Annotated in this window: 26 protein-coding genes and 1 pseudogene; 12 read left to right on the forward strand and 15 right to left on the reverse strand. The window is 62.8% G+C overall.

What is annotated here, in order from left to right; all coding sequences use genetic code 11:
* Positions 1–9: 9 nt before the first annotated feature.
* The gene (locus H4I97_RS19695; RefSeq protein WP_182308553.1) at positions 10–1,089 is read right to left on the reverse strand and encodes a D-TA family PLP-dependent enzyme; all 1,080 of its coding nucleotides are present in this window, start codon (positions 1,087–1,089) and stop codon (positions 10–12) included.
* Positions 1,090–1,265: 176 nt separating this feature from the next.
* Between H4I97_RS19695 and H4I97_RS19700 the strand changes: the two genes are divergently transcribed.
* The 6 genes from H4I97_RS19700 to H4I97_RS19725 all read left to right on the forward strand — a co-directional run bounded on the left by H4I97_RS19700 (position 1,266) and on the right by H4I97_RS19725 (position 5,531).
* Positions 1,266–2,105 (forward strand): transporter substrate-binding protein, encoded by an 840-nt coding sequence (locus H4I97_RS19700; protein ID WP_182308555.1) that lies wholly within the window; start codon positions 1,266–1,268, stop codon positions 2,103–2,105.
* Positions 2,106–2,180: 75 nt separating this feature from the next.
* Positions 2,181–2,843, forward strand: coding sequence for an amino acid ABC transporter permease (locus H4I97_RS19705; RefSeq protein WP_182308557.1), 663 nt, complete (start codon positions 2,181–2,183; stop codon positions 2,841–2,843).
* A 9-nt stretch (positions 2,844–2,852) separates the two neighbouring features.
* The gene (locus tag H4I97_RS19710) at positions 2,853–3,518 is read left to right on the forward strand and encodes an amino acid ABC transporter permease (RefSeq protein WP_378144131.1); all 666 of its coding nucleotides are present in this window, start codon (positions 2,853–2,855) and stop codon (positions 3,516–3,518) included.
* An 11-nt stretch (positions 3,519–3,529) separates the two neighbouring features.
* Positions 3,530–4,300 (forward strand): amino acid ABC transporter ATP-binding protein, encoded by a 771-nt coding sequence (locus tag H4I97_RS19715; protein ID WP_182308559.1) that lies wholly within the window; start codon positions 3,530–3,532, stop codon positions 4,298–4,300.
* A 19-nt stretch (positions 4,301–4,319) separates the two neighbouring features.
* Positions 4,320–4,709: a RidA family protein gene (locus H4I97_RS19720; protein ID WP_182308561.1), complete on the forward strand. Its 390-nt coding sequence runs from the start codon at positions 4,320–4,322 to the stop codon at positions 4,707–4,709.
* 18 nt (positions 4,710–4,727) lie between these two features.
* Positions 4,728–5,531, forward strand: coding sequence for an IclR family transcriptional regulator (locus H4I97_RS19725; protein ID WP_182308563.1), 804 nt, complete (start codon positions 4,728–4,730; stop codon positions 5,529–5,531).
* Positions 5,532–5,555: 24 nt separating this feature from the next.
* On the opposite strand, the gene H4I97_RS19730 is transcribed toward H4I97_RS19725, so the two are convergent.
* The 6 genes from H4I97_RS19730 to H4I97_RS19755 form a co-directional block, all read right to left on the reverse strand.
* Complete coding sequence (locus tag H4I97_RS19730) at positions 5,556–6,338, reverse strand: ABC transporter permease (protein WP_182308565.1); 783 nt, start codon at positions 6,336–6,338, stop codon at positions 5,556–5,558.
* A gap of 2 nt (positions 6,339–6,340) precedes the next feature.
* On the reverse strand, positions 6,341–7,519 hold the full coding sequence (locus H4I97_RS19735; RefSeq protein ID WP_182308567.1) for an ABC transporter permease: 1,179 nt from the start codon (positions 7,517–7,519) through the stop codon (positions 6,341–6,343).
* Positions 7,516–8,595, reverse strand: coding sequence for an ABC transporter ATP-binding protein (locus tag H4I97_RS19740; RefSeq protein WP_378144136.1), 1,080 nt, complete (start codon positions 8,593–8,595; stop codon positions 7,516–7,518). Before H4I97_RS19740 ends, H4I97_RS19735 begins: the two co-directional genes overlap by 4 nt.
* A gap of 85 nt (positions 8,596–8,680) precedes the next feature.
* Complete coding sequence (locus H4I97_RS19745) at positions 8,681–9,733, reverse strand: ABC transporter substrate-binding protein (RefSeq protein ID WP_182308571.1); 1,053 nt, start codon at positions 9,731–9,733, stop codon at positions 8,681–8,683.
* A gap of 193 nt (positions 9,734–9,926) precedes the next feature.
* Positions 9,927–10,667, reverse strand: a complete 741-nt coding sequence (locus H4I97_RS19750) for an SDR family NAD(P)-dependent oxidoreductase (protein WP_182308573.1) — start codon at positions 10,665–10,667, stop codon at positions 9,927–9,929.
* Between the two features lie 74 nt (positions 10,668–10,741).
* A complete protein-coding gene (locus H4I97_RS19755; RefSeq protein ID WP_182308575.1) occupies positions 10,742–11,422 on the reverse strand; it encodes a GntR family transcriptional regulator in 681 nt (226 codons plus the stop codon).
* 177 nt (positions 11,423–11,599) lie between these two features.
* Between H4I97_RS19755 and H4I97_RS19760 the strand changes: the two genes are divergently transcribed.
* On the forward strand, positions 11,600–12,646 hold the full coding sequence (locus H4I97_RS19760) for a phosphotransferase (RefSeq protein ID WP_182308577.1): 1,047 nt from the start codon (positions 11,600–11,602) through the stop codon (positions 12,644–12,646).
* Between the two features lie 2 nt (positions 12,647–12,648).
* Complete coding sequence (locus H4I97_RS19765; RefSeq protein WP_182308579.1) at positions 12,649–13,965, forward strand: aspartate aminotransferase family protein; 1,317 nt, start codon at positions 12,649–12,651, stop codon at positions 13,963–13,965.
* A gap of 70 nt (positions 13,966–14,035) precedes the next feature.
* Here the strand turns inward: H4I97_RS19765 and H4I97_RS19770 are convergent, their stop codons facing one another.
* From H4I97_RS19770 to hmgA, 5 genes and pseudogenes are all read right to left on the reverse strand, one after another.
* The gene (locus H4I97_RS19770) at positions 14,036–14,233 is read right to left on the reverse strand and encodes a DUF2783 domain-containing protein (protein ID WP_182308581.1); all 198 of its coding nucleotides are present in this window, start codon (positions 14,231–14,233) and stop codon (positions 14,036–14,038) included.
* A 3-nt stretch (positions 14,234–14,236) separates the two neighbouring features.
* A complete protein-coding gene (locus tag H4I97_RS19775) occupies positions 14,237–15,859 on the reverse strand; it encodes an FAD-dependent oxidoreductase (protein ID WP_182308583.1) in 1,623 nt (540 codons plus the stop codon).
* A 27-nt stretch (positions 15,860–15,886) separates the two neighbouring features.
* Positions 15,887–16,837, reverse strand: coding sequence for an MBL fold metallo-hydrolase (locus H4I97_RS19780; protein ID WP_182308585.1), 951 nt, complete (start codon positions 16,835–16,837; stop codon positions 15,887–15,889).
* Positions 16,838–16,843: 6 nt separating this feature from the next.
* Positions 16,844–17,869, reverse strand: coding sequence for a fumarylacetoacetate hydrolase family protein (locus H4I97_RS19785; protein ID WP_182308587.1), 1,026 nt, complete (start codon positions 17,867–17,869; stop codon positions 16,844–16,846).
* Between the two features lie 27 nt (positions 17,870–17,896).
* Positions 17,897–19,260, reverse strand: a pseudogene (gene hmgA, locus H4I97_RS19790) (homogentisate 1,2-dioxygenase).
* A gap of 101 nt (positions 19,261–19,361) precedes the next feature.
* On the opposite strand from hmgA, the gene maiA reads away from it, so the two are divergent.
* Both maiA and H4I97_RS19800 read left to right on the forward strand, forming a co-directional pair.
* Positions 19,362–20,000 (forward strand): maleylacetoacetate isomerase, encoded by a 639-nt coding sequence (gene maiA / locus H4I97_RS19795; RefSeq protein ID WP_182308589.1) that lies wholly within the window; start codon positions 19,362–19,364, stop codon positions 19,998–20,000.
* A gap of 52 nt (positions 20,001–20,052) precedes the next feature.
* Positions 20,053–20,520: a MarR family winged helix-turn-helix transcriptional regulator gene (locus H4I97_RS19800; RefSeq protein WP_182308591.1), complete on the forward strand. Its 468-nt coding sequence runs from the start codon at positions 20,053–20,055 to the stop codon at positions 20,518–20,520.
* A 34-nt stretch (positions 20,521–20,554) separates the two neighbouring features.
* On the opposite strand, the gene H4I97_RS19805 is transcribed toward H4I97_RS19800, so the two are convergent.
* The gene (locus tag H4I97_RS19805; protein WP_182308593.1) at positions 20,555–21,019 is read right to left on the reverse strand and encodes an Lrp/AsnC family transcriptional regulator; all 465 of its coding nucleotides are present in this window, start codon (positions 21,017–21,019) and stop codon (positions 20,555–20,557) included.
* A gap of 185 nt (positions 21,020–21,204) precedes the next feature.
* Between H4I97_RS19805 and H4I97_RS19810 the strand changes: the two genes are divergently transcribed.
* Both H4I97_RS19810 and H4I97_RS19815 read left to right on the forward strand, forming a co-directional pair.
* Positions 21,205–22,833 carry a thiamine pyrophosphate-binding protein gene (locus H4I97_RS19810; RefSeq protein ID WP_182308595.1) on the forward strand — a complete coding sequence of 543 codons (1,629 nt, stop codon included), beginning with the start codon at positions 21,205–21,207 and terminating at the stop codon, positions 22,831–22,833.
* Between the two features lie 45 nt (positions 22,834–22,878).
* Complete coding sequence (locus tag H4I97_RS19815; protein WP_182308597.1) at positions 22,879–24,054, forward strand: aromatic amino acid transaminase; 1,176 nt, start codon at positions 22,879–22,881, stop codon at positions 24,052–24,054.
* 132 nt (positions 24,055–24,186) lie between these two features.
* Here H4I97_RS19815 and H4I97_RS19820 read toward each other — a convergent pair whose 3' ends face one another.
* On the reverse strand, positions 24,187–24,441 hold the full coding sequence (locus H4I97_RS19820; RefSeq protein WP_182308599.1) for an acyl carrier protein: 255 nt from the start codon (positions 24,439–24,441) through the stop codon (positions 24,187–24,189).
* Positions 24,438–25,637, reverse strand: a complete 1,200-nt coding sequence (locus tag H4I97_RS19825; RefSeq protein ID WP_182308601.1) for a dihydrolipoamide acetyltransferase family protein — start codon at positions 25,635–25,637, stop codon at positions 24,438–24,440. The genes H4I97_RS19820 and H4I97_RS19825 overlap by 4 nt, the downstream gene beginning before the upstream one ends.
* Between the last annotated feature and the right edge of the window lie 2 nt (positions 25,638–25,639).

The following is a 25,639-nucleotide window of genomic DNA, read 5'->3' on the forward strand; positions in this document are numbered from 1 at the left end:
CTGACCGCGTCAGACGATCTTTCCACGCGCGACGATGGGCCATTTCTCCGGGTTCGCCCCTCCGCCGCCCTTCACGATGACAGCGTCGACCATGTTGGTCACCACACAGGCATGGTTCGGCACGATCCGCACCTTGTCGCCGACCGCAAGACCGATCGCCCCTTGGCTCACCAATCGGCCATGCTCCTCGGAAAGCTGGTCGATCGCGATATCGTCGCGCCCGAGCACATGGCCATAGCCGGCAAGTCCGAGAAGATCGGAAGTCAGGGTCTTTGAGCCCGCATCGATGATCGCCCGGTTCGGTGCGGGAACCGAAACGACGGTTGCCAGCACGTTCAAGGCGCAATCCTCCCACCCGCAGACTCCGCGTGATACCAGCGAGCGGTCATTGTAGACGTATGTTCCCGGCCGATACTCGGTCGTCACCGGAGCTTCCGCCGCATGCATCATCGAAGGGGTGCCGCCGGACGTGATCACGGGGACGGCAATGCCCTGTGCCTCGATGCGGTTCTTCGCTTCTTCCATGAACCGTTCGACGGCAGCCTCGCCGCCCGCCGGCGGATAAGTCATCAGGCCTCCGAAGACGAGTCCGGGCGACGCATGAATGTTGGCAGCAAGCGCCGCAGCGGCTTCCGGCGTGAGGACGCCGCAGCGGTTCGCACCGGTGTCGCACTCCACCAGAACCGCAAGGGGCTGCGGTTCGCCTCGAAAAGCAGCGGATAGACCGTCGACAACGGCGCGGCTGTCCGCAACGACCGACAGCGTCACCTTCCTGGCGAGCGCCTTCAGGTGCTCGAGCTTTTCGGCGCCAACGATGTTGTAGGTAATCAGGACGTCGGTGATGGCACCGCTTCCCGCAATCATGGCCTCGGCCTCGGAAACCTTCTGGCAGGTTATGCCGACGGCGCCCGCTGCAAGCTGCATCTCGGCAATCGCCGGAAGCTTGTGTGTCTTGATATGCGGCCGGACCCGAAGCCCGTATTTGTCCGCATACTGCTGGAAACGATCGATGTTGCGCCTGGCAAGCTCCAGGTCGATCAGAACGGCCGGCGTGTCGATCGCCGCCAGGTCTTCGGGAGAAAAGGACATGAGAATCTCGGTTCCGATGGATGGAGCGCGGCAAGGACGTGCCACTGCTTAGCACTCCGTCGCAATGGCTATTGACAAGACATCCTCCATGGGCGTTGATATGTCAATCCGGTAAAACAGACATATGTCCGCTATATTGGATTTCAGAAGAAGCACTCGATTCCCAGGGGAACGCCATGACCATTTCCTACCGCGCCGGCCTGATGTCGCTGGTCGCTGCAACCTTCCTTTCCACTCCAGTTCTCGCCGAAGGCAGCAAGCTCGATGAAGTGCTTGCGCGCGGGCACCTCGTGCTCGGCACCGGCAGCACGAACGCGCCCTGGCATTTCAAGAGCGCCGACGACAAGCTCCAGGGCTTCGACGTCGACATGGGCCGCATTGTCGCGAAGGCCCTGTTCGGCGACCCGGACAAGATCGAGTTCGTCAACCAGTCTTCCGACGCCCGCATTCCCAACATCACCACCGACAAGGTCGACCTGACCTGCCAGTTCATGACCGTCACCGGCGAGCGCGCCCAGCAGATCGCCTTCACCATTCCCTACTACCGCGAAGGCGTCGGCCTGATGCTGAAGGCCGACGGCAAATATGCCGACTACGCCGCCCTGAAGGCCGCTGGCTCCTCGGTTACCATCTCGGTGCTGCAGAACGTCTATGCCGAAGACATGGTGCATGCCGCGCTTCCGGAGGCGAATGTCGACCAGTATGACTCGGTCGACCTCATCTATCAGGCGCTCGAATCCGGCCGTGCCGATGCTGCGGCGACCGACCAGTCGTCGCTTGCCTGGTACATGACGCAGAATGCCGGGCGCTATAAGGATGCCGGCTACGGCTGGAACCCGCAGACCTATGCCTGCGGCGTCAAGCGCGGCGACCAGGATTGGCTGAACTTCGTCAACACGGCACTGCATGAGGCGATGACCGGCGTCGAATTCGACTTCTACGCCAAGTCCTACAAGACCTGGTTCGGCAAGGATCTGGCGCCGCCGCAGATCGGCTTCCCGGTCGAGTTCAAGTAAGACGCGGGCACTGTCATCGGGACGAAGGGCCGATGCCCTTCGTCCTTTGTTTCCTTTCTATGGCAGGACCCCGCCATGGGTTATACGCTCAATTTCGCCGCCGTCTGGCGCAGCTTCGACCAGCTTCTCGAAGGATTGCTTCTCAGCCTCGGCCTGGCTTTCGTTTCCATTCTGATCGGCGCGCTGATCGGCCTGATGGTCGCGTTCGCACTGGTATCCAGAAACGCGTGGCTCAAGACGCCGGCCGCGACATATGTGACGGTCATCCGAAACCTGCCGATCCTGGTCCTCGTGCTCTTTGCCTATTTCGCTTTGCCGCAGATGGGCGTACGGCTCGGTAAGATCGAGAGCTTCGTCGCGGTCCTCTCCATCTACTCCGGCGCCTATCTCGCCGAAGTCTTCCGCGCCGGCCTTCTGTCGATCCCCAGGGGTCTGACCGAAGCCGGTCTCGCCATCGGCCTCACGCCGATGCAGATCCGTACCTCGATCATCACACCGCTCATGTTCCGCAACGTACTGCCCTCGCTGTCCTCGACCGTGATCTCGCTGTTCAAGGATACGTCGCTCGCTGCGGCAATCGCCGTGCCGGAACTCACCTTCGAGGCGCGCAAGATCAACGTCGAAACCTTCCGTGTGATCGAAACCTGGATCGTCACCTCGGGCCTCTACGTCGCCACCTGTACCCTGCTCGCGGCCCTCATGCGCGTCGCCGAGCGGCGGCTGGCCGTCCCAAGATAGGTGGAAGTCATGATGGATCTCTCAACCTTCCTCGATCAACTCTGGCTCGCGCGCTACGTGATCCTCAAGGGTCTCGGCGTCACCGTCTCGATCTCGCTCATGTCGATCATCGTCGGCTCGCTGCTCGGCGTGCTCGTCGGCCTGTCGCTGGTCTACGGCAACCGTGTGCTCCGCCTCGTGGTACGCGCCTATACCGACGTCATTCGCGGAACGCCGGTGCTCGTGCTGGTCCTGGCGAGCTACTACGTGCTATCCACCGTCGGCATCGAGCTCGGGCCGTTCCAGGCCGGCGTCCTGGCGCTCGCGATCTTTTGTTCGTCGCATGTCGGCGAGATCGTTCGCGGCGGACTTCAAGCCATTCCCAAGGGACAGACAGAAGCCGCCAAGGCGATCGGCCTGACCTTCGGCCAGACGTTTGCCTATGTGCTCTGGCCTCAAGCCCTTCGGCAATTCCTGCCGGCCTGGGTCAACACCGCCGCCGAGATGGTGAAGGCCTCGACGCTGCTCTCCGTGATAGGCGTGGCAGAGCTCCTGCTGCGCACCCAGGAGATCATCTCTCGCAATTTCATGAGCCTGCAGTTCTATTTCTTCGCCGGGCTTCTCTATTTCGTCATCAATTACGGCATCGAGCGCTTCGGCAAATACGTCGAGCGCAAGACGGCCGTCCCGTCCTGAGGTCGCACATCATGAGCAAGATACTTCTCGAAATCGAGGGTCTTCGCAAACAATACGGGACACTGGAAGTGCTGAAGGGCGTGGACTGCACCATGCACGAAGGCGAGGTGATCTCGATCATTGGCTCCTCCGGGTCCGGCAAGACCACGATGCTTCGCTGCATCAACATGCTGGAGGATTTCCAGGGCGGACATATTCGCCTCGCCGGCGAGGAGATCGGATACGATCACGCCGGTGGCGTCCGCAAACGCAAGAGCGAAAAGGAAATCGCAAGGCAACGGGCGATGACCGGCATGGCCTTCCAGCAGTTCAATCTCTTTCCGCACATGACCGCCCTGCAAAACATCATGCTCGGGCTCGTCAAGGTGAAGAAGATGAGCCGCGACGACGCGCGCGCCATCGCAGAGAAATGGCTGGACCGTGTCGGGTTGGCGAGGCGCGGCGATCACTATCCCGGCCAGCTGTCCGGCGGCCAGCAGCAGCGCGTCGCCATCGCTCGCGCGATCGCCATGGCGCCGCGACTGATGCTGTTCGACGAGGTGACATCGGCGCTCGATCCGGAACTCGTTGGCGAAGTGCTGCAGGTGATCAAGGGTCTGGCCGCCGACGGCATGAGCATGCTGCTCGTCACCCACGAGATGCGCTTCGCATACGAGGTGTCCACCCGCGTGATCTTCATGAACCAGGGCGTCATATGCGAAGAAGGCGACCCGAAGACGATGTTCGTCAACCCGAAGACGGAGCGGCTTGCCGAATTCCTGAAGACATCCAGTTTCAACTGAAAGAAGAAGAGAGATTTCTATGACGATCAAACGTTACGGTGCAGGCGAAACCGGTGCAGGCGGTCAGCCACTTCCCTTTGCCCGCGCCGTCGAGGCGAACGGATGGCTCTATGTCTCGGGCCAGGTGTCGATGGAAAAGGGCGAAATCGTCCGCGGTGGCATCGTAGCGGAGACCCGCAAGGCGATCGAAAACCTCATTGCCATCCTGCATGAAGCTGGTTACGGCGTCGAAGACGTGGTGCGCGTCGGCGTCTGGCTCGACGACCCACGCGACTTCTGGAGTTTCAACGGCGTCTATGCCGAGTACTTCGGTGAGCATCCGCCGGCACGCGCTTGTGTTCAGTCGCGTATGATGGTCGATTGCAAGGTAGAGGTCGATTGCGTGGCTTACCGCGCTGATCGCGCCTGACAGCGATTGGAGAAATGCATGGCCGAGGCCGCAGGCGATATGGTGTCACGACGCACCCGGGGACTGGATCGCGCCTTCGAGATCCTCGAGTTTCTCCGCGTGAAGCGGCAGCCCATGCGGCCGAACGAAATCGCATCCGAAATCGGGGCGCCCCGTTCGTCGGTCTACGAACTCGTCAATCTCCTCCTGAGCCACGGGATGCTCGATTATCAGGGAGGTGACGGCCGCGTCTATCTCGGCCGTCGCCTCTACTTCCTCGGCACCGCCTATGCCGAGCAATTCGACCTGATGCGCGAATGCGACCGCATGCTGGTCAGGCTCGCAGAGGAGACCCGCGAGACGGCACAGATGTGCCTGCTGGAAGGCAGGAAGTATACCGTCGCCATGATGCGCGAGGGAATCCGGCCTTTCCGGATTTCGTCCAATGTCGGCGAACTGGTTTCGATCCCCTGGACCGCCTCGGGCCGCCTGCTCGTGTCGCACCTGACCGATCAGGAGATCATCGATTTCATCCCGCCGGAGGATTTCGTCCTCCCCGACGGACGGCAGATGCAGCCGTCCGAGTTCATCGCCCAGGTCCGGCAGGCGAGCCGTGATGGCTACTTCACCTTCAACAGTGAAGTCGAGAATTTCACCCATTGCTTTGCCGTGCCGATCTATCAGGCCGACGGCACCTGTATCGCAACACTCTGCCTCGTCACGCCGCGTGAAGACGGGCTGCGCAATCGGAGCGCCTATCTCGAGAGCCTGCTGCAGGCGGCAAGCGAAATTTCCGAAAAGCTGGGCTTCCATCCGCAGAGCAGGGCAGTCGCCGCGCGCTGAGGCGCTCTACATTCAACGGGCGACCTAGCGCCGCTTCGCCAGCATAGACCGCGACAGGACGACGACGAGGCCGAAGAGGATTGTCGCCGCAATAAAGAGGAAGGCGGCAGCGGCAATCGCCGGGCTGATATTCTCGCGGATCGATGAGAACATCTGCCTCGCCAGTGTTCGCTGGTTCGGGCCGGCGACGAAGAGCGTCAGCACCACCTCGTCGAGCGAGGTCGCGAAGGCCAGCACGGCGCCCGACAGCACACCCGGCATGGCAAGCGGCAAGGTGATGCGGCGAAAGACCGTCGTCGGCGAGGCGCCGAGGCTCTGGGCGGCACGCTCCACCCGCTCGTCGATGCCCGCAAGCGCTCCCGTGACGCTCACCACCACGAAGGGCACGGCGACGACCGTGTGGGCGATGATGACCCCAAGATAGCTGTTGGTGAGGCCAAATCCCGACAGGAGCACTTGCAAACCGACACCAAGGACGACGGCAGGCACGACCATGGGCAGAAGGAAGAGCGTGCGCATCGAGCCCCGGAAGAAGAGCAGCCGGTTGCGCAGGCCGAGCGAGGCGGCCGTGCCGAGGACCGTCGCCAGCAGTGTCGTTCCCGTTCCTATGATCAGGCTGTTGACGATCGCCCGCCGCCAGGCATCGGCGAAGAACAATTCCTCGAACCAGCGCAGCGACCAGGAGGGGATCGGATAGGTGAGGATGACGCTCGACGTGAAGGCGAGCGGCAGGATGGCGATCAGCGGCGCGACGAGGAAGAGAATCGTCAGCGTAGCGAAGGTAGCCTTGGCGATCTTCGTCGACATCGTCAGCTCCTCCCTGGCTCGTCGCTGGAGAGCCGTGCATAGACGCTGTAGAGCAGGAGCGTCGCGACGAGCAGGACGACGCCGAGCGCGCCGGCCATGCCCCAGTTCGCGGAACCGGTGGCATAGAAGGCGATGATGGACGAGATCATCTGGTCGCCCGGTCCGCCGATCAGCGCCGGTGTGATGTAGTAGCCGATCGCCGAGATGAAGACGAGCAGCCCGCCCGAGGCGACGCCGCGCAGACTGAGCGGCAGCAGCACGCTCACAAAGGCGCGCAACGGAGGTGCCCCGAGTGAGGCGGCGGCGGGCATCAGGTTCTCCGGGATGGTGATCAGCACGGAATAGATGGGCAGCACCATGAAGGGCAGGAGCACATGGGTCATGGCGATCATGACGCCGGTGCGGTTGAAAATCAGCGCGAGCGGTGCGTCGACGATGCCGAGCATCAACAGGAGATCATTGATCAGTCCCTTTTCCTGCAACAGGATGAACCAGGCCGCAGTGCGAACCAGGAGTGAGGTCCAGAGCGGCAGCAGCACGGCGGCAAGCATCAGATCGCGCTTCCAGCCGGACAGCGAGGCAGCGATAATGGCATAGGGATAGCCGATGCAGGCACAGGCGAAGGTGACGAGCGCGGCGATCCAGAAGGTGCGCGCGAGGATCACACTGTTGACCGACTGGTCCGGCGGCAAATGCTCGATCTCGCCGGCGGCATTGCGCCCAAGGTCCACGGCGGCGAGAAGGTTGCGATCGGTATAGGGCGAGAGCGCATCGGCAATCGCCAGCCAGAATTCCGGCTTTTCCCAGCGCTTATCGATGGAAACGAGGTCGCTGTGCGGGTTTTCGGTATCCTTCAGCGCACTCGTGGTCTTGCCCATGAGCGTGCGGAAGCCGGGGCGCGCGCTATTGAGGCGACGCACCATGTCGCCGAGCGCCTGGTCGTTGTCTACCGCCTTCAGGTCCTCCATCATGGCGAGCTGCATCGGCATGGTCGGGGGTGACTTGCGGTCCCAGTCGGCGAGAACCTCCGCACTGCGTGGCAAAAGCCGCAGCACGGCGGGATCGGACACGGCCTGCGACATCATGCTGAAAAGCGGCCACACGAAGAAGCCGATGAGGAAGAGCATCAGCGGCGAGAGCAGGAGAAGCGACCGCCTGGTGCGGGAGGGAGCCATACTCATGGCATGATGACTCGACAGTCGCCCGCCGAAAAGGCCGCAAAGACCCTGGTGCCCGGCGGAAACTCGCGCGACCTCCGGCCAAGCTTGGCGATCAACGGATGGCTGAGGTTTTGCAGCTGCACGCGCAGATGATCACCCTGGTAGACGGAGTCGGTGACCTCAGTTTCCAGCACATTGCGCGCCCCGCCCGGCGTTTCGCTGAGATCGACCCGCTCCGGACGGATGGACAGGAGGACGGGTTGGCCGGAAGCAACGCTGCCGGAGACGGCCGACACGATCTTCGCGCCCGAGGCAAGCCGCACGGTCGCCTCCGCGCCGTGTACGGTTTCCACGACACCTTCGAAGAGGTTGGTCTCCCCGATGAACTCGGCAACGAAGCGCGTCGCCGGTTCATCATAGACCTCGCGGGGCGTGCCGATCTGCTCGATCTTGCCCCGGTTGAAGACGGCGACGCGGTCCGACATGGTGAGGGCTTCGGACTGGTCGTGCGTGACGAAGACGATCGTGAGACCGAGACGGCGATGCAGATCGCGAATATCGAGTTGCATCTGCTCGCGCAGCTGCTTGTCGAGCGCGCCGAGCGGCTCGTCCATCAGCACGACGCGGGGTTCGAAAACCAGGGCGCGAGCGAGCGCCACGCGCTGCTGCTGGCCACCGGAGAGCTGTATCGGGCGCCGGTCGGACAGGGCCGACATCTGAACCATGTCGAGCGCGCGGCTGACGCGCTCGCCGATTTCCGCCTTGCCGACACCGCGCATCTGCAGCGGAAAGGCGATGTTGTCGCCGACGGACATGTGGGGAAAGAGAGCGTAGCTCTGGAAGACGACGCCCATGTCCCGTTTGTGGGTGGGCACGGCGTTGATCGCTGCTCCGTCGAGCAGGATATTACCGGACGTCGGTTGCTCGAAGCCGGCGAGCATCATCAGAAGCGTCGTCTTGCCGGAGCCGGACGGGCCGAGCAGGCTGACGAACTCGCCCTTCCCGATGGCAAGATCAAGGTTCTCGACCACGCAGAGCGGGCCGTAGAATTTCGTGATGCGGTCAAATCGAATGAACTCGGCCACGGAAGACTCCATCGCTAGAGGCGAAGGTACACCTTGCGGAACGCACCCGGCCATGCAGGAAGAGCGCCCGACGGGGCGCCCTTCACCACGGATGTCCTTACTGGGCGAGCCAGGCGTTGAAGCGCTGCGTCAGCGTTTCGGCATTGTCGATCCAGAAATCAACGTTGAGCGGAATGGCGTCCGTCATGTTCGCCGGATCGGTCGGCAGATCCTTGGCGAACTCCGCCGGCACCTTGGCGGCCGCTTCCTTGTTCGGCAGACCGTATGCAACGAACTCCGGCAGCTTCGCCTGGTTTTCCGGCAGGCTCGCAAAGGCGATGAAGTCCTGCGCGACGTCCTTGTTCTCGGCGTCCTTCAGCACGACCCAGCTGTCGACGGCATAGATGCTGCCCGGAAAGACGACCTTGAAGTTCTTGCCCTCCGAACGGTTGATGCCGGTGATGCGGCCGTTATAGGCCGAGGTCATGACGACTTCGCCCGAAGCGAGGAACTGCAGCGGCTGGGCACCGGACTCCCACCAGATGATGTTCGGCTTCAATTCGTCGAGCTTCTTGAAAGCGCGGGCGACACCCTCTTCCGTGCCGAGCACGTCATAGAGTTCGTCCTTGGAGACGCCGTCGGCGAGCAGCGCGAATTCCAGCGTGTATTTCGGGCCCTTGCGCAGCGAGCGCTTGCCGGGGAACTTCTCGACGTTCCAGAAATCCGCCCAGGAGGTTGGGCCTTCGGCCAGCTTGTCGCCGTCATAGGCGATCGCCGTCGACCAGACAATCGCGCCGACACCACAGTCATTGACGGCGCTGTCGAGGTACTTGTCCTTGCCGCCCATCTTGTCCCAGTCGATCTTCTCATAGAGACCGTCGGCACAGCCGAGCGCCAGCTCCTCGGCTTCCACCTGCACGGCATCCCAGTTCGGGGCACCCGCCTTGACCTTCGACTGGATGACGCCGATCCCGCCGTCCCAGGCCTCGTCGAGCACCGGCTTGCCGATCTTTTCCGAGAACGGCTTGAAGTAGATGTTGCGCTGCGCGTCCTGGTAGTTACCGCCCCAGGAGACGACGGTGAGGTCACGCGCGAGAACCGGCGCAGCAAGGCTCGCCGACAGAACGACGGCGGCCGCCGCCAGGACACCCGATTTCAAGATGGTTTTCATGGCATTCCCCTTTTCTTCGTTGTATCGAGCCGTTGCCGGCTCCGTGTCGTATTCACGCCGACCGCCAACCCGATGCTTTGCACCTTCGGCTGCCGCCACTCCGGTCGTCGCGCCCTTTCCCCTGAACGTTTCGGCCGATTGATGCATTCCGGTCATCGCCGGTCAACGGGTAACTTGCCCCGCTTGACCGTTGTCAAACGTGCTGCCCTCCGTTGATGTGGATCTCCGCTCCATTGATGTAGGAGGAGGAATCGGTGCAGAGGAAATAGATGGTTTCCGCGACTTCGCGCGGTTCGCCCAGCCGTCCCATCGGCACTTCCGCCGCCACCAGCGCATCGGTCCCCGGCGAGAGGATCGAGGTTTCGATTTCGCCCGGCGCTATCGCATTGGCGCGCACGCCGCGACGGCCGAATTCATGCGCCATCTCGCGCGTGAGCGCCGCAAGCGCCGCCTTCGACGCGGCATATGCAACGCCCGCGAATGGATGCACGCGCGAACCGGCTATAGAGGTGACGTTGACGATCGAGCCCCTCGCCGCCTCCAGCTCCGGCATCAGCGTGCGCGCGAGCAGCGCCGTCGAGACGAGATTGACGTTGAGCACCTGCGTCCAGACAGTCGCATCCGTGGCCATGACGCCGAGCCGGCTCCTGCCCGGCCCTTTCGGAGAGATGCCCGCATTGTTGACGAGCGCGTGCAGCTTGCCGTTCGGCAGCCGTTCACGCACGGTCGCGGCGAGACGGTCGATCTGCGAGAGATCGGCAAGATCGGCCTGAATGTGACTTTCGCGGGCGGACGGCCAGGCGCATTCCTCGGAAAACGGCTGGCGGGAAACGGTGAGCATGCGCCAGCCTCTCGACTGGAAGAGCTTCACCGTCGCATGACCGATGCCGCGGCTCGCCCCCGTCAGCAACATATAGCGGCATTCTTCGGTCATACAGAACTCCTCTTGATGCTTGATACATCATAATAAGCGGTCGACGAATTGCAAGTCTCTCTTTTCACCACTCCTCAGGCGCGCCGGGCCTCCCGGCCTGCATCCCGTTCGATGCACTCGAGAATCGGCTTTCCACCCAGAAGGATATCGTCGACGATGGCCATCGAGGCCGCCGTCGGATCATGACGCCTGAGCGCCTCGACGACCGGATAGTGATGGTCGATCATCGCCCGGCCGCCGGCGAGATAAGCCCCGGAAATATGCGGACCCATCTGCAGCCAGAGGCGGCGCAAGATGCTGGTGAGCACCGGAAGTCCGGCGATCTGCGGCAGCATGAAGTGGAAGGCCTGATTGAGCTGGGTGCCTTTCAGGCGGTCGCCAGCGGCGATTGCCGCCTCGTTTTCCCGCAAGATCTGCTCCAGCGCCTGGATATCCGCAGTCGTCGCCAGCTGCGCGGCCGTTTCCGCCGCCAGTCCCTCGAGACGCACGCGGATGGCGCGAATCTCGCGGTAGCGCTCTTCGCTGAGCCCGGCGATGCGGATGTCACGCGGAGAGCGAAAGGTGACCGCCTCGTCGTTGGCAAGGCGCAGGATAGCATCGCGGATCGGCGTGACGCTGGTGCCGAACTGTTCGGCAAGATCACGGATCTTCAAGCGATCGCCCGGCTGGAACCGCCCCTGCATCAACGCATCGCAAAGGGCGCCGTAGACGACGCTGTTAAGGTTCGCATATTCCAGTGTCGAAAACTCGGCCATCGAACTCATCCGGGAAATAAAAGTAACAAGATACTTGATGCATCTTTTTATGCATGTTTCAAGTATGCACAAATGGCATTGTGGCGATCTACGGGGAACGCCCCGTCGGCCGGCACAAGCGCCCGCCGTCGCAGAACCGTCCAGGGACGGGGAAAGCCGTATGCAATGGGAGCAAGTATGACCGATCCATCGGCCGACAAAAAGACCGATTCGATGTCGGCGACATGGGAACCGACATCGCTCGACGATGCGCAGCAGGCCGTCGCGACCGTCTATGGCCTTGTGGGTGCGGCCAAGCGTCTGTCCAGCGAGCGCGACGAGACCTTTCTCTTTACCCGCACGGACGGTACACCCTTCATCCTGAAGATCGCCAATCCTGCCGAAGATCCCGCCGCCCTCGTTTTCCAGGACGGCGCACTGCTGCACCTCGAAGCCGCAGCGCCCGCCGTGCCCGTCCCCCGGCTGGTGCCGACCCTTGAGGGCAAGCCCAGCGAGACGCTGTCCACGGCGGAAGGACCGCGTATCATGCGCCTCCTCACCTTCCTCGACGGGGAACTACAATACCGCACGCCGGCCTCGGAGACGCAGAGCCACAATGTCGGCCGGGCACTGGCCGAACTCGGGCTCGGTCTGGAAGGCTATGCCGGGCGGGCACCCGAGGGAAAGCTGATGTGGGACATCTCGCATACGCTCGATCTCGCCGCCGTCATCGACCATGTCGCACCGGAGCGCCGGGGCAAGGTCGAAGCCGTGCTCGCCGAATTCGAACGGTCGCTACCGGCGATTGCGGCGCTCAGGCGCCGGCAGATTATTCACAACGACTTCAACCCGCACAACATTCTCCTCGATCCGGCCGAGCCGACACGAGTGGTCGGCATCATCGATTTCGGCGACATGGTGCATGCACCGGTCGTCAACGATCTCGCGGTCGCGCTCTCCTATCATCTCGCCACCGACAACTGGGCCGCCCGCATCGGCGCTTTCCTTGAAGGCCACCAGTCGGCGCGCGCGCTCGAAGAGGCGGAGATGGCGCTTCTGCCACTTCTCACGCGGGCGCGCCTCGCCATGTCGATCATCATCGCTGAGTGGCGCTCGGCCCGATTCCCGGAAAACAGCGCCTACATCATGCGCAACCACGCCACCGCCTTGCGTGGTCTGCAAAACACTGCCGAACTCACTGCGGCCGGGCTGAAACGGCTTGTGCCCAACCTATCCGAGGGCTGATCATGTCGATGGTGAATGCTTTTTCGCGCGAGGATTTCGAACGGCTGAGCGAAAGCGAACGGGCGCTGATCGCCCGCCGCGAAAAGGTGCTCGGTCCCGCCTACCGCCTGTTTTACGAAAAGCCGCTGCATCTCGTGCGCGGCGAAGGCGTCTTCCTTTATGACGCCGCAGGCGAACGCTATCTCGACGCCTACAACAACGTCGCCTCGCTTGGCCATTGCCACCCGCGCGTCGTGGAAGCGATCACGAAACAGACCGCCGTGCTCAACACCCATACGCGCTATCTGCACGAGGGCATCGTAGACTATGCCGAAACGCTGACGGCGACCTTTCCCGAGGGCCTGAGCCAGGCCATGTTCACCTGCACGGGCAGCGAGGCCAACGACCTCGCCGTGCGCATCACGCGTTTCGTCACCGGCGGCACCGGCATCATCGCCACCGATCTCGCCTATCATGGCCTGACCAGCGCGGTTGCCGAGTTTTCGCCCTCGCTCGGCGAATCCGTGACCCTCGGCCCGCACGTGCGCACGGTGCCCGCACCGGACAGCTACCGCCATTCGCCCGAGGAGATGATGGAAAAGTTCGGCCGCGACGTCCGCGCCGCCATCGCCGACCTGAAGCGCCATGGCATCAAGCCGGCCATGCTGATCACCGACACGATCTTTTCCAGCGACGGTATCTTTGCCGGCCCGAAGGGTTTCCTCAAGCCGGCAGTGGATGCCATCCACGAAGCAGGCGGCCTCTTCGTCGCCGACGAGGTCCAGCCGGGCTTCGGCCGCACCGGCGAGGCCATGTGGGGCTTCGAGCGTCACGGCATTGCGCCCGACATGGTGACCCTCGGCAAGCCGATGGGCAACGGCTACCCGATGGCAGGCATCGTGCTGCGCCCCGAGGTCATCGCCGATTTCGGCCCGAGGGCACGCTATTTCAACACCTTCGGCGGCAATCCGGTCGCCGCCGCCGCCGGCAAGGCGGTGCTCGACACCATCCGTATCGAGGGACTGCAGCAGAATGCGTTGGAGGTCGGCCGCTACCTGATGGACGGCCTGAAGGGTCTTGCCGGCCGCCATTCGGCCATCGGCGACGTGCGCGGCTCCGGCCTCTTCATCGGCGTCGAGATCGTCGCCGACCGGGCGACGAAGAGCCCGGATGCGGCGCTGACCACCCGCATCGTCAACGGCCTTCGCGAGCGTCGCGTCCTCATCAGTGCGTCGGGCCCGCGGGCCAACGTGCTGAAGATCCGCCCGCCGCTGGTGTTCTCGCGCGAGAACGCCGACATGCTGGTGGAGGCGCTCGGAGACGTCATGAAGGCCCAGTGACCGACGCCAAGAGAACGCTCGAACGAGGAGCAGATGTCAGGCGGCATGACGGCGCGAGCGGCCGCCGCAGTCACGCCCTGATGCCGGTTGTTCTGGCGAGCTCGAGCGCTTCGCTGATCACCCCGTGATCACCGATCTGGTTCATCAGGATCAGGATCAGGCGCGCATTCATGGCATGACTTTCTTCTTCCGAGAGCCCCTCATGCGCCTTGATCAGAAGCGCATAACTCTCATCCGGCCGGGAAAGATTGGACTTGGTCTGCAGCATGGGTCAATCCTTTGCGATGGCTCGGGCAAGTGCCGCGCCGACGGCGACGGCATCAAAGCGATCCCATCGGGCGGCCACATGTTGATCCGGGCGGATCAGATAGACGGCACTTCCGGCGGTCCCAAGATAGCGCTCCTGGAGCCCGCTGTCGGGAGAAGCTTCGACCGACAGGACCTTGAGCGCGACGCCATGCGCTATGAATGTCGCGGGAACGTCCGTGTTGATCGCAAGAAGCGTGAAGACACCGCCGATCAGGCGCAGCAGCCAGTCCGTGCCGACCGGTGCGTCAGGGCATGGGCTTCCAGGACGCGTCCGGGCAGGCAGACCCGGTAGATCCGGTCCATTCAACCGCGAGCCGTCGTAAGTGCAGGGTATCGAAAGCCGGCCGGAATTGACCACGGTGCGGGCAAAGGGAAGTGTTTCCGCGAGATCGAGAACCGCATTGCGGAAGAGCTTCGAAATCGCCGATTTGGGGGTGATGAAATCTGTCGACCGCGTCGAGTTGGCGATGTTCTCGTCGGCTCCGAATACGCGTTCTTCGTCATATGTATCGAGCAGAGCCGCGGGCGCTAGACCGTTGACGACGAGAGCCAGCTTCCATCCGAGATTGTCAGCATCCTGAATGCCCGAATTGGCGCCGCGTGCACCGAAGGGCGAGACCTGATGGGCAGAGTCGCCGGCAAACAGAACCGGCCCATGGCGGAATTTTGCCATGCGGCGGCACTGGAACGTGTAGATAGAGCACCAGTCGAGCTCGTATTCGACGTCGGGGCCCAGCATCGCACTGACGCGGGCCTTGATGTTCTCCGGCTCCAGTTCCTTCGCCCGGTCGATGTTCCAGCCGAGCTGGAAATCGATGCGCCAGATATCGTCCGGTTGCTTGTGCAGAAGCGCGCTGTCGCCAGACTTGAAATGCGGCTCGAACCAGAACCAGCGCTCGGTGGGGAAATCGGCCTTCATCTTCACATCGGCGATCAGGAAGTTGTCCTCGAAGACACGCCCCTCGAAGCCGAGACCAAGCATGTTCCGGATCGGGGAGCGCGCACCATCACAGGCGACCAGCCAGTCGGCCTCGATCCGGTACGGCCCGTCCGGCGTCATGATGTCGAGGGACACGTGATCCTGGTGGCGGGTGACGGTATCGACGCGATTGCGGCCACGGATTTCGATCGGGGCTCCCTCTTCCTGCGCCGTGACCAGGCCGTCATGAAGAAACTTTTCGAACCATGGCTGCTGCAGATTGATGAAGGCGGGGAAAGCGTGGCCGTCTTCCGGCAGGAGGTTGAACTCGTAAAGCAGCCGGTCGTCATGAAAGACCTTGCCGATGTTCCACTGTATCCCCTTCGCCAGCATGGCCTCGCCCGCGCCCAGCCGGTCGCAGATTTCGAGCGTCCTCTTGGCAAAGCAGATCGCGCGGCTGCCGAGCCCCGGCCCCTCGTGGTCGTCGAGCAGAAGGACGGGAATGCCTCGCCGGCCGAGGTCGAGTGCGGTTGCAAGCCCCACCGGACCCGCACCGACGACGATCACCTTGTGCCGGACCGGCGTCGCCGCATCCTGGTCCGGCGATCTGACATAAGGATACAGGCGGAACGCTACCGGATAGCGCTCCGTAATAGGGTTTTCCATGATTCCCTCCTCCCTCCGGGAAACGCCTCAGCCCTGCAGGTCCGCCCACATCTGCAGGTCGCGCTCCGCCGTCCAGATGCGCGGGTGGTCGATCCCGCGCGCTTCGTCGTAGGCGCGCGCCACATTGAACGGCAGGCAGTGCTCGTAGATCGCGTAATCCTTGAACTTCGGATCGCATTCAACGCGAACCGCATCCCAGGCTTCCTTTAGCGAACCGCCCCGCGCTGCAATCCGCACCACCGGCCGGTAGGTCGAGTCCACGAAATCCTTCGTCCGGTCGAGCGCCCCGTTTACTGCGTCGCGACCGACCACGGCGTCGCCGCGACCGGGGGCGATCGCCGCCAGATCATAGGCGCGGATCGCCTCAAGCGTGCCGCCCCAGTCGGCAAAGTGTCCGTCGCCGCAGTAGCAGGCTGAATGCGCTTCGACGATGTCACCCGTGAACATCACGTTCTGGTCCGGCACGTGGATCACAGCGTCGCCCGCCGTATGGGCGCGGCCGAGCTGGAGAATGTCGACCCGGCGTTTGCCGAGAAAGACCGTCATCTTTCCATTGAAAGTCGTGGTCGGCCAAGTTAGGCCCGGAATCGATTCATGGCCCTCGAACAGGCGGGGAAACCGCTGGAACTCGCTGTCCCAGTCCTCCTGTCCGCGCTCGACGACCATCTTGCGCGCTGCCTCCGACATGATCACCTGGCCGGCATTGAAGGCACTGGCGCCGAGCACGCGAACGGCATGGTAGTGGGTCAGCACAACATGGCTGATCGGCTTGTCGGTGACGGTGCGGATGCAGTCGATCACCTTCCGGGCGAGACGCGGCGTCGCCTGCGCCTCGACGACCATGACGCTGTCATCGCCGATGATGACGCCGGAATTCGGGTCGCCCTCGGCCGTGAAGGCATAGAGCCCGTCGCCGATCTCGGTAAAGCTGATCTTCTTTTCAGTGAGGTCGCCCTGGGAAGCGAATGCCTTTGCCATGGATGTCTATCCTTGCTGATGTTCAAGCTTTGTGACGGTTTGCTCGATGGCGCCGAAGATGGAATTTCCGCTCTTGTCCTTCATTTCGATGCGCACAGTGTCGCCGAACCTCATGAAGGGGGTCTTGGGCCTGCCGCTCTCGATCGTCTCGATCATGCGGATTTCGGCAATGCAGGAATAGCCGGCACCGCCTTGCGAAACCGGCTTTCCGGGACCGCCGCCCAGCTTGTTGGAGACGGTGCCGGAACCGATGATGGTGCCGGCGACAAGCGATCGAGTCCCCGCCGCATGGGCGATCAGTTGACCAAAATCAAAGGTCATGTCGATGCCGGCATTGGCGCGACCGAAGGGCTTGCCGTTGTAGTCCACTGAAAGAGGCAGATGGAGCTTGCCGCCGTCCCACGCTTCGCCGAGTTCATCCGGTGTCACGGCGACCGGCGAGAATGCCGAGGAAGGCTTGGACTGGAAGAAGCCGAACCCCTTGGCCAGTTCGGCCGGGATAAGGCCCCGCAGCGACACATCGTTGGCCAGCATCACCAAACGGATCGCACGTCTCGCCTCTTCTGTCGAAACACCCATGGGGACGTCATCGACGATAACCGCGACTTCGCCCTCCAAGTCGATGCCGAGGCCTTCGTCTTCGGGCATGAAGATGGGTGCGCGTGGGGCGAGGAAACTGTCGGATCCGCCCTGATACATCAGGGGATCGGTCCAGAATGTCTCCGGCATTTCCGCGTTGCGCGCTTTCCTCACCAGTTCGACATGGTTCACATAGGCCGAACCATCCGCCCATTGGTAGGCGCGCGGCAGCGGTGAGGCCGCATCATGCTCGTGGAAGCGTGTGAAGGGTTGCGAGCCGGTCTCCAGGCCTTCCGCGACGCGCTCAAGGCGCGGCCCGACATGGGCCCAGTCGTCGAGAGCCGCCTGCAGGGTGCGAGCGATATGACCGACTTCCGAACAGCGCGTGAGATCCCTGGAGACGACGACAAGTTTGCCGTCGCGCGTGGAGTCCTTCAAGGTGGCAAGCTTCATTGTCCCTCCAACCCGGCTCGTGACCGTCTAATTCTTGATGCCCGGCGTGCCGTCGAACTTCTTCTCGAGGCTCTCCCAGCAGTCGATGTAGTCATCCTGCAGCGGCGCATGCTTCGCAGCCCACTCCGTGAGATGCTGCGGGAAACGCGTCTCGAACATGAAGCTCATGGTTTCCGCCTGGAACTGCGGCACCATCGGCTCGTTCGAGCCGTGCTCGAACGCATTGCGATCCGGCCCATGCGGCAGCATGCAATTGTGCAGACTCATGCCGCCCGGCGCAAACCCCTTGGGCTTGGCGTCATAGACACCGTAGATATTGCCCATCAACTCCGACATAATGTTCTTGTGATACCAGGGGGGGCGGAACGAGTGCTCCGCCACCATCCAGCGCTCACGAAACAGCACGAAATCAATGTTGGCTGTGCCCTCCTGCCCGAAGGAGCCGTCAGAACGGTGAAGATCGACGGATCAGGATGATCGAAGAGGATCGCGCCGACCGGCGAATAGGTCCGCAGGTCATATTTGTAGGCACAGTAATTGCCGTGCCAGGCGACGATATCCAGCGGCGAGTGGTCGATATGCGTCTCATGGAACTGGCCGCACCATTTCAGAACGACGCGTGACGGCACTTCCCGGTCTTCGAAAGCGGCCACAGGGCACTTGAAATCGCGCGGATTGGCAAGGCAGTTCGCGCCGATCGGTCCGCGATTGGGGAGATCGAATTTCTGGCCGTAGTTCTCGCAAACGAAGCCGCGGCAAGGACCTTCGAGGACTTCGACACGATAGACCAGCCCGCGCGGCAGGAGCGCGATTTCCTTCGGCTCGACGTCGATCACACCGAGCTCGGTGCAGAAGCGCAGCTTGCCTTCCTGCGGCACGACCAGCAGTTCGCCATCGGCCGAGTAGAAATACTCGTCCACCATGGATTGGGTGACGAGATAAACATGGCTCGCCATGCCGGTCTGGGTGTTGACGTCACCTGCCGTCGTCACCGTGCGCATGCCGGTGACCCATGTCAGCTTTTCGTCCGCATGCGGGATCGGGTCCCAGCGATATTGCCCCAGGGAAGTCACGTCCGGCAGGATGTGCGGGGCGGACTTCCAAAATGGCACATCGATTTTCGCAAACCGTGACGTGTGCTTGACGCTCGGGCGGATGCGGTAGCACCAGGTGCGCTCGTTCTGTCCGCGCGGCGCCGTGAAGGCCGTGCCGGAAAGCTGTTCGGCATAGAGACCATAATTGCATTTCTGCGGTGAGTTCTGACCCTGCGGCAACGCCCCGGGCAGCGCCTCGGTTTCGAAGTCGTTGCCGAAACCCGGCATGTAGCCTTCGTGCGCGCCGGAAGTGCCGAGCGCACGGGTCATGTCGGCGGCGAGCGGATGCTGGTTCATCGTCTGCTCCGATCGGATCTGTATCTGGAGCCAGAGTAAATAGTTGCATTCGCAACTTTGTCAAGGTAAAGATTGACGGAACGCAAGAAGGGGTTTCGTGGATGGCCGAACACGACGTCATGCTGTTTGATTACTGGCGGTCCTCCGCCGCGTACCGCGTGCGGATCGGGCTCAACCTGCTGGGCATTTCCTACGCCGGCGAGGCGGTCGACCTTCTCTCCGGCGCGCAGCGCGGCGAAGAGAACCTGGCGCGCAATCCGCAAGGCCTGGTACCGACCCTTTCAATCGACGGTGTCGAACTCACGCAGTCCCTGGCAATCCTCGAATATCTGAACGAGACGCGCTCCGCCGGATGGCTCCCGACCGATGCCGTCGGGAAGGCCAGAGTGCGAGCGCTGAGCTACGCCATCGCCATGGAAATCCATCCGGTCTGCAATCTGCGCGTCGCCCGCCACGCGGCCGCACTTGGCAGCACGACCATCGAGGAGTGGATGAAGCATTTCATCGCGGAAGGACTGGCGGATTTCGAGGCCATGCTGCAGCGCCAGTCGGAAAGCCGCTTCTGCTACGGCGATCAGGTGACACTCGCCGATATCTGCCTCGTACCGCAGATCTACAACGCGCGGCGGTGGGGCGTGAACCTGGAAAATCTTACACGCACCAACACTGTTTCGGCTCGCTTGGAAGAGATCCCGGCCTTTGCGGCGGCCCATCCGGATCGCGTCCGGCCGCTGTCGTGACTTCAGCGGCGGGCTATGGCAGGTTCGCGCCCCAGACTCATGGACAACCGGAATGGCCGACCAAGAACACGACGTGGATTTCGATCTCGAACAATTCCTGCCCTACCTGTTGAACCAGGCGGCAGAGGTGACATCCCGTTCGTTTCAGGCAATCTACCGCGAATACTACGGCATGACACGCACGCAATGGCGGGTGATGGCCAACCTCGGCAAGTTCGGCGCGATGACGGCAAAAGACATCTGCGTCATTTCCCATGTCGAGAAGACGAAGGTCAGCCGCGCGGTCTCCGCACTGGAAGCGGACGGCTTTCTCCTGCGCACGCCGAGTGAAGAGGACAGGCGGGCCGAAATCCTGAGCCTTACCGACAAGGGTCGCATCGCCTTTGCGGATCTCGGTCAGCGCGCCATCGCTTATGATCGCGATCTGCGCCACAGGCTCGGTCCGGAACTGACGATCCAGCTCGACGCGCTGCTGAAAAGGCTGATTGCCGAAGTACCGCCCGGGCGCGACGACGAGTGATCGGACGGCACCTCCGGCCTGCTCGCTCGCGCAATCAGTCTCCGAGTTCGAGGACTTCACTGTCCTTCAGCGTCCTCAGCACGAAATCAGATCGCACCTGTGCGACCTGTGGCTGGATCAGCAGGCGATCATGGACGAAGTCCGAAAAGCGTTCGAGGTCGCGCACGCGCACGTCGAGGACGTAATCTGCGTCGCCGGACACGGAAAATGCCGACTGCACTTCCGGCTGCCGTTCCAGCCATGCCGAGAAATTCTTGTCGGTGTCCCTGTCATGCATTCGCAGGTTGACACGCACGATCGCACGTACCTTGACCCCGAGTTTCGCTGCATCCAGCCTCGCGTGATAGCCCGCGACCAGACCCGCCTCTTCGAGCGCCATCCGCCGCCTCGAACATTGCGACGGCGACAGGTTGATCAGTTCGGACAGCTGCCCGTTGGTCAGCGAGCCGTCTTTCTGCAGGGCGTGCAGAATCTGGCGGTCATGGCGGTCGATAAGCATGGCGGCTCTCCTGTGTCGCGCATCATTCACGATATGATTACACATACCATGCAGATTTGTCGTCGTATTCACACATATTGTGCGAACTTTCCGCCGATCGTCGTGCAAGTCGCACACCTCGTGCACAGCGCCGCGGCTATTCTCGCTTTCACGCCAAGGAGAACGGCGACGGGAGGATATCGGCCATGACGCCAAAGACGGACTATGTCTATCAATCCATCGCGCGGGCGGTGCGCGACCACGACGTCGGCACGATGTTCGGGCTCATGGGCGATGCAAACCTCTTCATGGTCGACCACTTCGCGCGGGGCTGCGACGGTCGCTTCGTGCCGGCGGCCCATGAGGGGAGTTCCGTTCTCATGGCACTCGCCTTCGCCCATGTGTCGGGCGGCGTCGGCGTGGCGTCCGTGACGCATGGCCCCGCCCTCACGAATTGCGTGACGGCACTCACCGAAGGCGCGCGCGGCAATATTCCGATGGTGCTTCTGGCGGGCGATACCCCCGTCATGAATCCGCGCCACGTCCAGAGTATCGACCAGCGCGAAGTGGTGAAGGCGACCGGTGCCGGGTTCGAGCAGATGCGCGCACCCGAAACTGCGACATACGACGTGGCGCGGGCCTTCTATCGCGCCCGCGTCGAGCGGCGCCCGATCATCCTAAACATGCCGGTCGATTTCATGTGGCACGAACACCCCTATCAACCCCATCGCTTCGAGGTGTTCGAAACGCCGGCCTATGTTCCGGAGGGTGATGCGCTGAACAAGGCGATCGGCGTTATCGCCGCTGCCCGCCGGCCTCTGATCCTCGCCGGAGGTGGCGCTTGCGGCGCACGCGAACAATTGATCCGGCTTGCCGACCGGCTCGAAGCACCGCTCGCCACGACATTGAAGGCAAAGGGTCTCTTCTCCGGCCATCCTTACAACATGGACATCTTCGGCACGCTCAGCACGCCAGCGGCCTATGATGTGATCGCCAAGTCCGACTGCATTCTCTGCTTCGGTTCCGGCCTGCATGATTTCACCACCGAGAAGGGCGGCCTGATGAAGGGCAAGCGGGTCGTTCAGGTCGATGTCGAACAACGCTTCATCGGCCGCAGCCTCCATCCGGATGTGGCCCTAGTGGCCGACAGTGCGCTGACCGCGGACAATATTCTCTATTGGCTCAACGAGGCGGAAATTCCGCCGAGCGGCTTCACCGGCGAACTGACACCCGAAACGCTGACGACCCATGTGCCCGGGCAGCGCGACAAAGCCGGACCGGGTTTCGTCAACTATGTCTGGGCGATGGAAGAACTCGACAAGGCGCTCCCTGATGACCGGATTCTGGTGACCGACGGCGGACGTTTCATGACCGAAGTCTGGTGCCGTATATCGGTGACCGACCCGAAGAGCTTCATGGTAACCGCCAATTTCGGTTCGATCGGGCTCGGCCTCGCAGAAGCAATCGGCGCAGGGCTCGCCGCACCCGAGAGGCCGGTCGTCCTCTTTACCGGCGACGGTGGTTTCATGATGGGCGGGATCAACGAGTTCAACACCGCTGTGCGACTGCGCCAGAACCTGATCGTCATCGTCTGTAACGATTCCGCCTACGGGGCGGAACACATCCAGTTTCTCGACCGCAAGATGGACCCCGGACTCACCGAATTCGACTGGCCATCCTTTGCCGAGATCGCGAAGGCCCTCGGGGGCCATGGCATCGCCGTCCGCTCCGCTGACGAGCTCGGCGCCGCCATCGCCGCAATCGAAGATCGCACCCGACCCCTGCTGATCGAATTGCGGCTCGATCCGAACGACGTTCCGCGGATGCGCGTTTGACGCAGCACCCGTCATTTCCACGAGACCAACTTTGAGGCAAACCCTATGTTCGAAACCCTTAGCCGCGAAGCCGATGATCCGCTGCTGGCGCTGACTCCCCTGTTCAGGGCGGACCCGAACCCCGCGAAGGTCGACCTCGGCGTCGGGGTCTATCGTGATGAGCTCGGCAGAACCCCCGTCTTCCGCGCGGTCAAACGGGCGGAAGCCCACCTTCTGGAAACGCAGGAGACGAAGGCTTATGTCGGGCCGGAAGGCGACCGCACCTTCATCGAGGCATTCTGGACGTTCGTCGCTGGTGAAGGACGACACGCTGCCGGTGTCCAGACCGTCGGCGGGACCGGCGCCCTGCGGCTGGCCGCGGAACTGCTCCGACGCTCCGGCTCCTCGCGGATCTTTCTCGGCACGCCCACTTGGTCGAACCATTCGGCGATCTTCGCGGCGGCAGGGCTATCGGTGGTGACCTATCCGTCGTTTGACGTTGCAGGCCAGAGATTGCTCGCCGGAGAGATGATCTCTGTAGTTGCAGACAAGGCGCAGCCGGGCGACGCCATTCTCCTCCACGCGAGCTGCCATAATCCGACCGGAGCCGTCATGGACGACGCCACCTGGGCGGCGGTCGCCGAAGTGGCCCTCGAGAAGGGTCTCGTGCCGGTGATCGATAGCGCCTATCAGGGTTTCGGCACCGGCATCGAAAGTGATGCCGCTCCGTTGCGCCGCTTGCTCGACCGAGTTCCCGAAGCGATCGTTGCGGCTTCGGCTTCCAAGTCCTTCGGGCTATACCGGGAACGGACGGGTGCGGTCTATGCAACGTCTGCGTCGCCGGAGACGCGCGACAAGCTGAAGTCCCACCTCGTGACCATCGGACGAGGCGCCTATTCCATGCCGCCGGACCACGGCGCGGCCGTCGTCCGCACCATTCTGACAGATCCCGAACTGCGGACGGACTGGCGGACCGAACTCGATGACGCACGCAAACGGATTACCTCGATGCGGACGATCCTCGCGAAGGGCCTTTCCCGCCTCTCTCCTGCGCTCGCTGCCATTGCCACCCAGCAGGGCATGTTCTCGCTTCTGCCGATTGATGAGACCCGCATCGTCGAACTACGCCATCGACGTGGAATCTACATGCCGCTCTCCGGCCGAATCAACATCGCCGGGCTGAACAGCAGCCAGGCTCCGGGCGTGATCGAGGCACTCTGCGCCCATGCCGCGCTTGGCTGAAGGAAACGAACGGCCGCCGCTCAATCCACTTGCCGCCGGGAATAGTCACGTATTCGGGCGAGTAATGTCTGTCCCATAGATCGGAGCTTCGACTGCGACGACCTGAGGTCAGCTCAGTCGGAGGACGAGCTTTCACTTCGGCTGACCGGTCTTCTCCGCGATATAGGCGACGATGGCCGAGATGGTCGCAAGACGAGGGTAGTCCTCCTCGGGCATCGGCAGGTCGAACCGCTTGCCGACCGCCGCCATCAGGTTGAGGAAGTCGATCGAGTCGAGGTCATACTGTTCCCGTAACGAACGGTCGGGGACGACCTCGGCCGGATCGATGTCGGGAGCGATCCGCCGCAGCTCCGCCTTGACGGCATTTTCGATGTCCTGTGCGGTCATAACGCCTCCGGTCGCTGAAGCAGATCTGTGATGGTGCCGAGGAAAAGCGCGCCGCGATGACCGTCGCTGACCCTGTGATCGCCGGCGAGCGAAAGGCTGACGACGCGTCGCGGCACGATGTTGTCGTCTTCGACGACAGCTTTCGTCGCGGGAGTGCCGAAACCAACGATCGCCACCTGCGGCGGATAGATGACGCCATAGAGCGTCTCCACGCCCCGGTCCCCGAGGCTTGAGATCGTAATTGTGGGGTCGGCCAGTTCCGAGCCCCGGAAGCGTCCGGCGCGCACGCGGGCAACGAGATCCTTCAACTTCTCCATGAGCTCCGGAAGGGGCAGCCGGTCGGCATCATGGATCGCCGGGGCGACGAGCCCGCCGCCGCGGAGGTTGATCGCTACGCCGGCATGCACTGCGCTCGCCGGCGCGAATGCGCCATTCTGATATTGGCCATTGAACTCCGGGTAACTCTTTGCCGCGACGGCCACGGCCCTGACGAAGAGAGCGCCGAGCAACAATCGGCTTGCGGGGTCCCGGCCGGCATTGTAGGCGGCAAGCCATGTCTCGGCCTTCGTGAGCTCTGCCGTGTGGGCGAGGTAATAGTGAGGGATTTCGCGTTTCGATCGCGCCATCGCCGCAGCGATCGCGGCGCGCATGCCCGTCATCGCCTGGCCCGTCGAGGCCGCCTCGCCTTGCCGCAGCGTGTCCTCCCGGCCCTTCCGGGCCTCGACATCGGCAAGCACGATCTCGCCCCGGGGACCGCTGCCATGCAGTTCCGCCAGCGCAATTCCCAACTGTTCCGCGCGCTGTCGCGCCGCCGGCGTAACAAGAATGCGTGCGGTTATCCCCGGCGGCGCCGGAACCACGGACACTGCCTGTGGAACGGGCGGCGGGGCGACGGCTGTCACGATCGTCTCCGCCGCCTTCACAGAAACCGGCGGCGCCGGAGCTTCGACGGCAACCTCACCGGGATGGGCGATCACCGCCATCGGCGCACCGACCGGCAGCCGGTCGCCGATCGCTGCGAGGCTCTTTTCGAAGATCCCGTCTTCGAAGACCTCGATCTCAATCGCTCCCTTCTGGGTCTCGACGACGGCAATGACATCGCCGTGGCGGACGGTCGCGCCCGGCTTGACGAGCCATTCGACCAGTGTCCCCGCCTCCATGTCGGCGCCGAGCGAAGGCATGTGGAAGGTGCCCATGC

This window comes from Ciceribacter thiooxidans (assembly GCF_014126615.1).
Lineage (GTDB): Bacteria > Pseudomonadota > Alphaproteobacteria > Rhizobiales > Rhizobiaceae > Allorhizobium > Allorhizobium thiooxidans.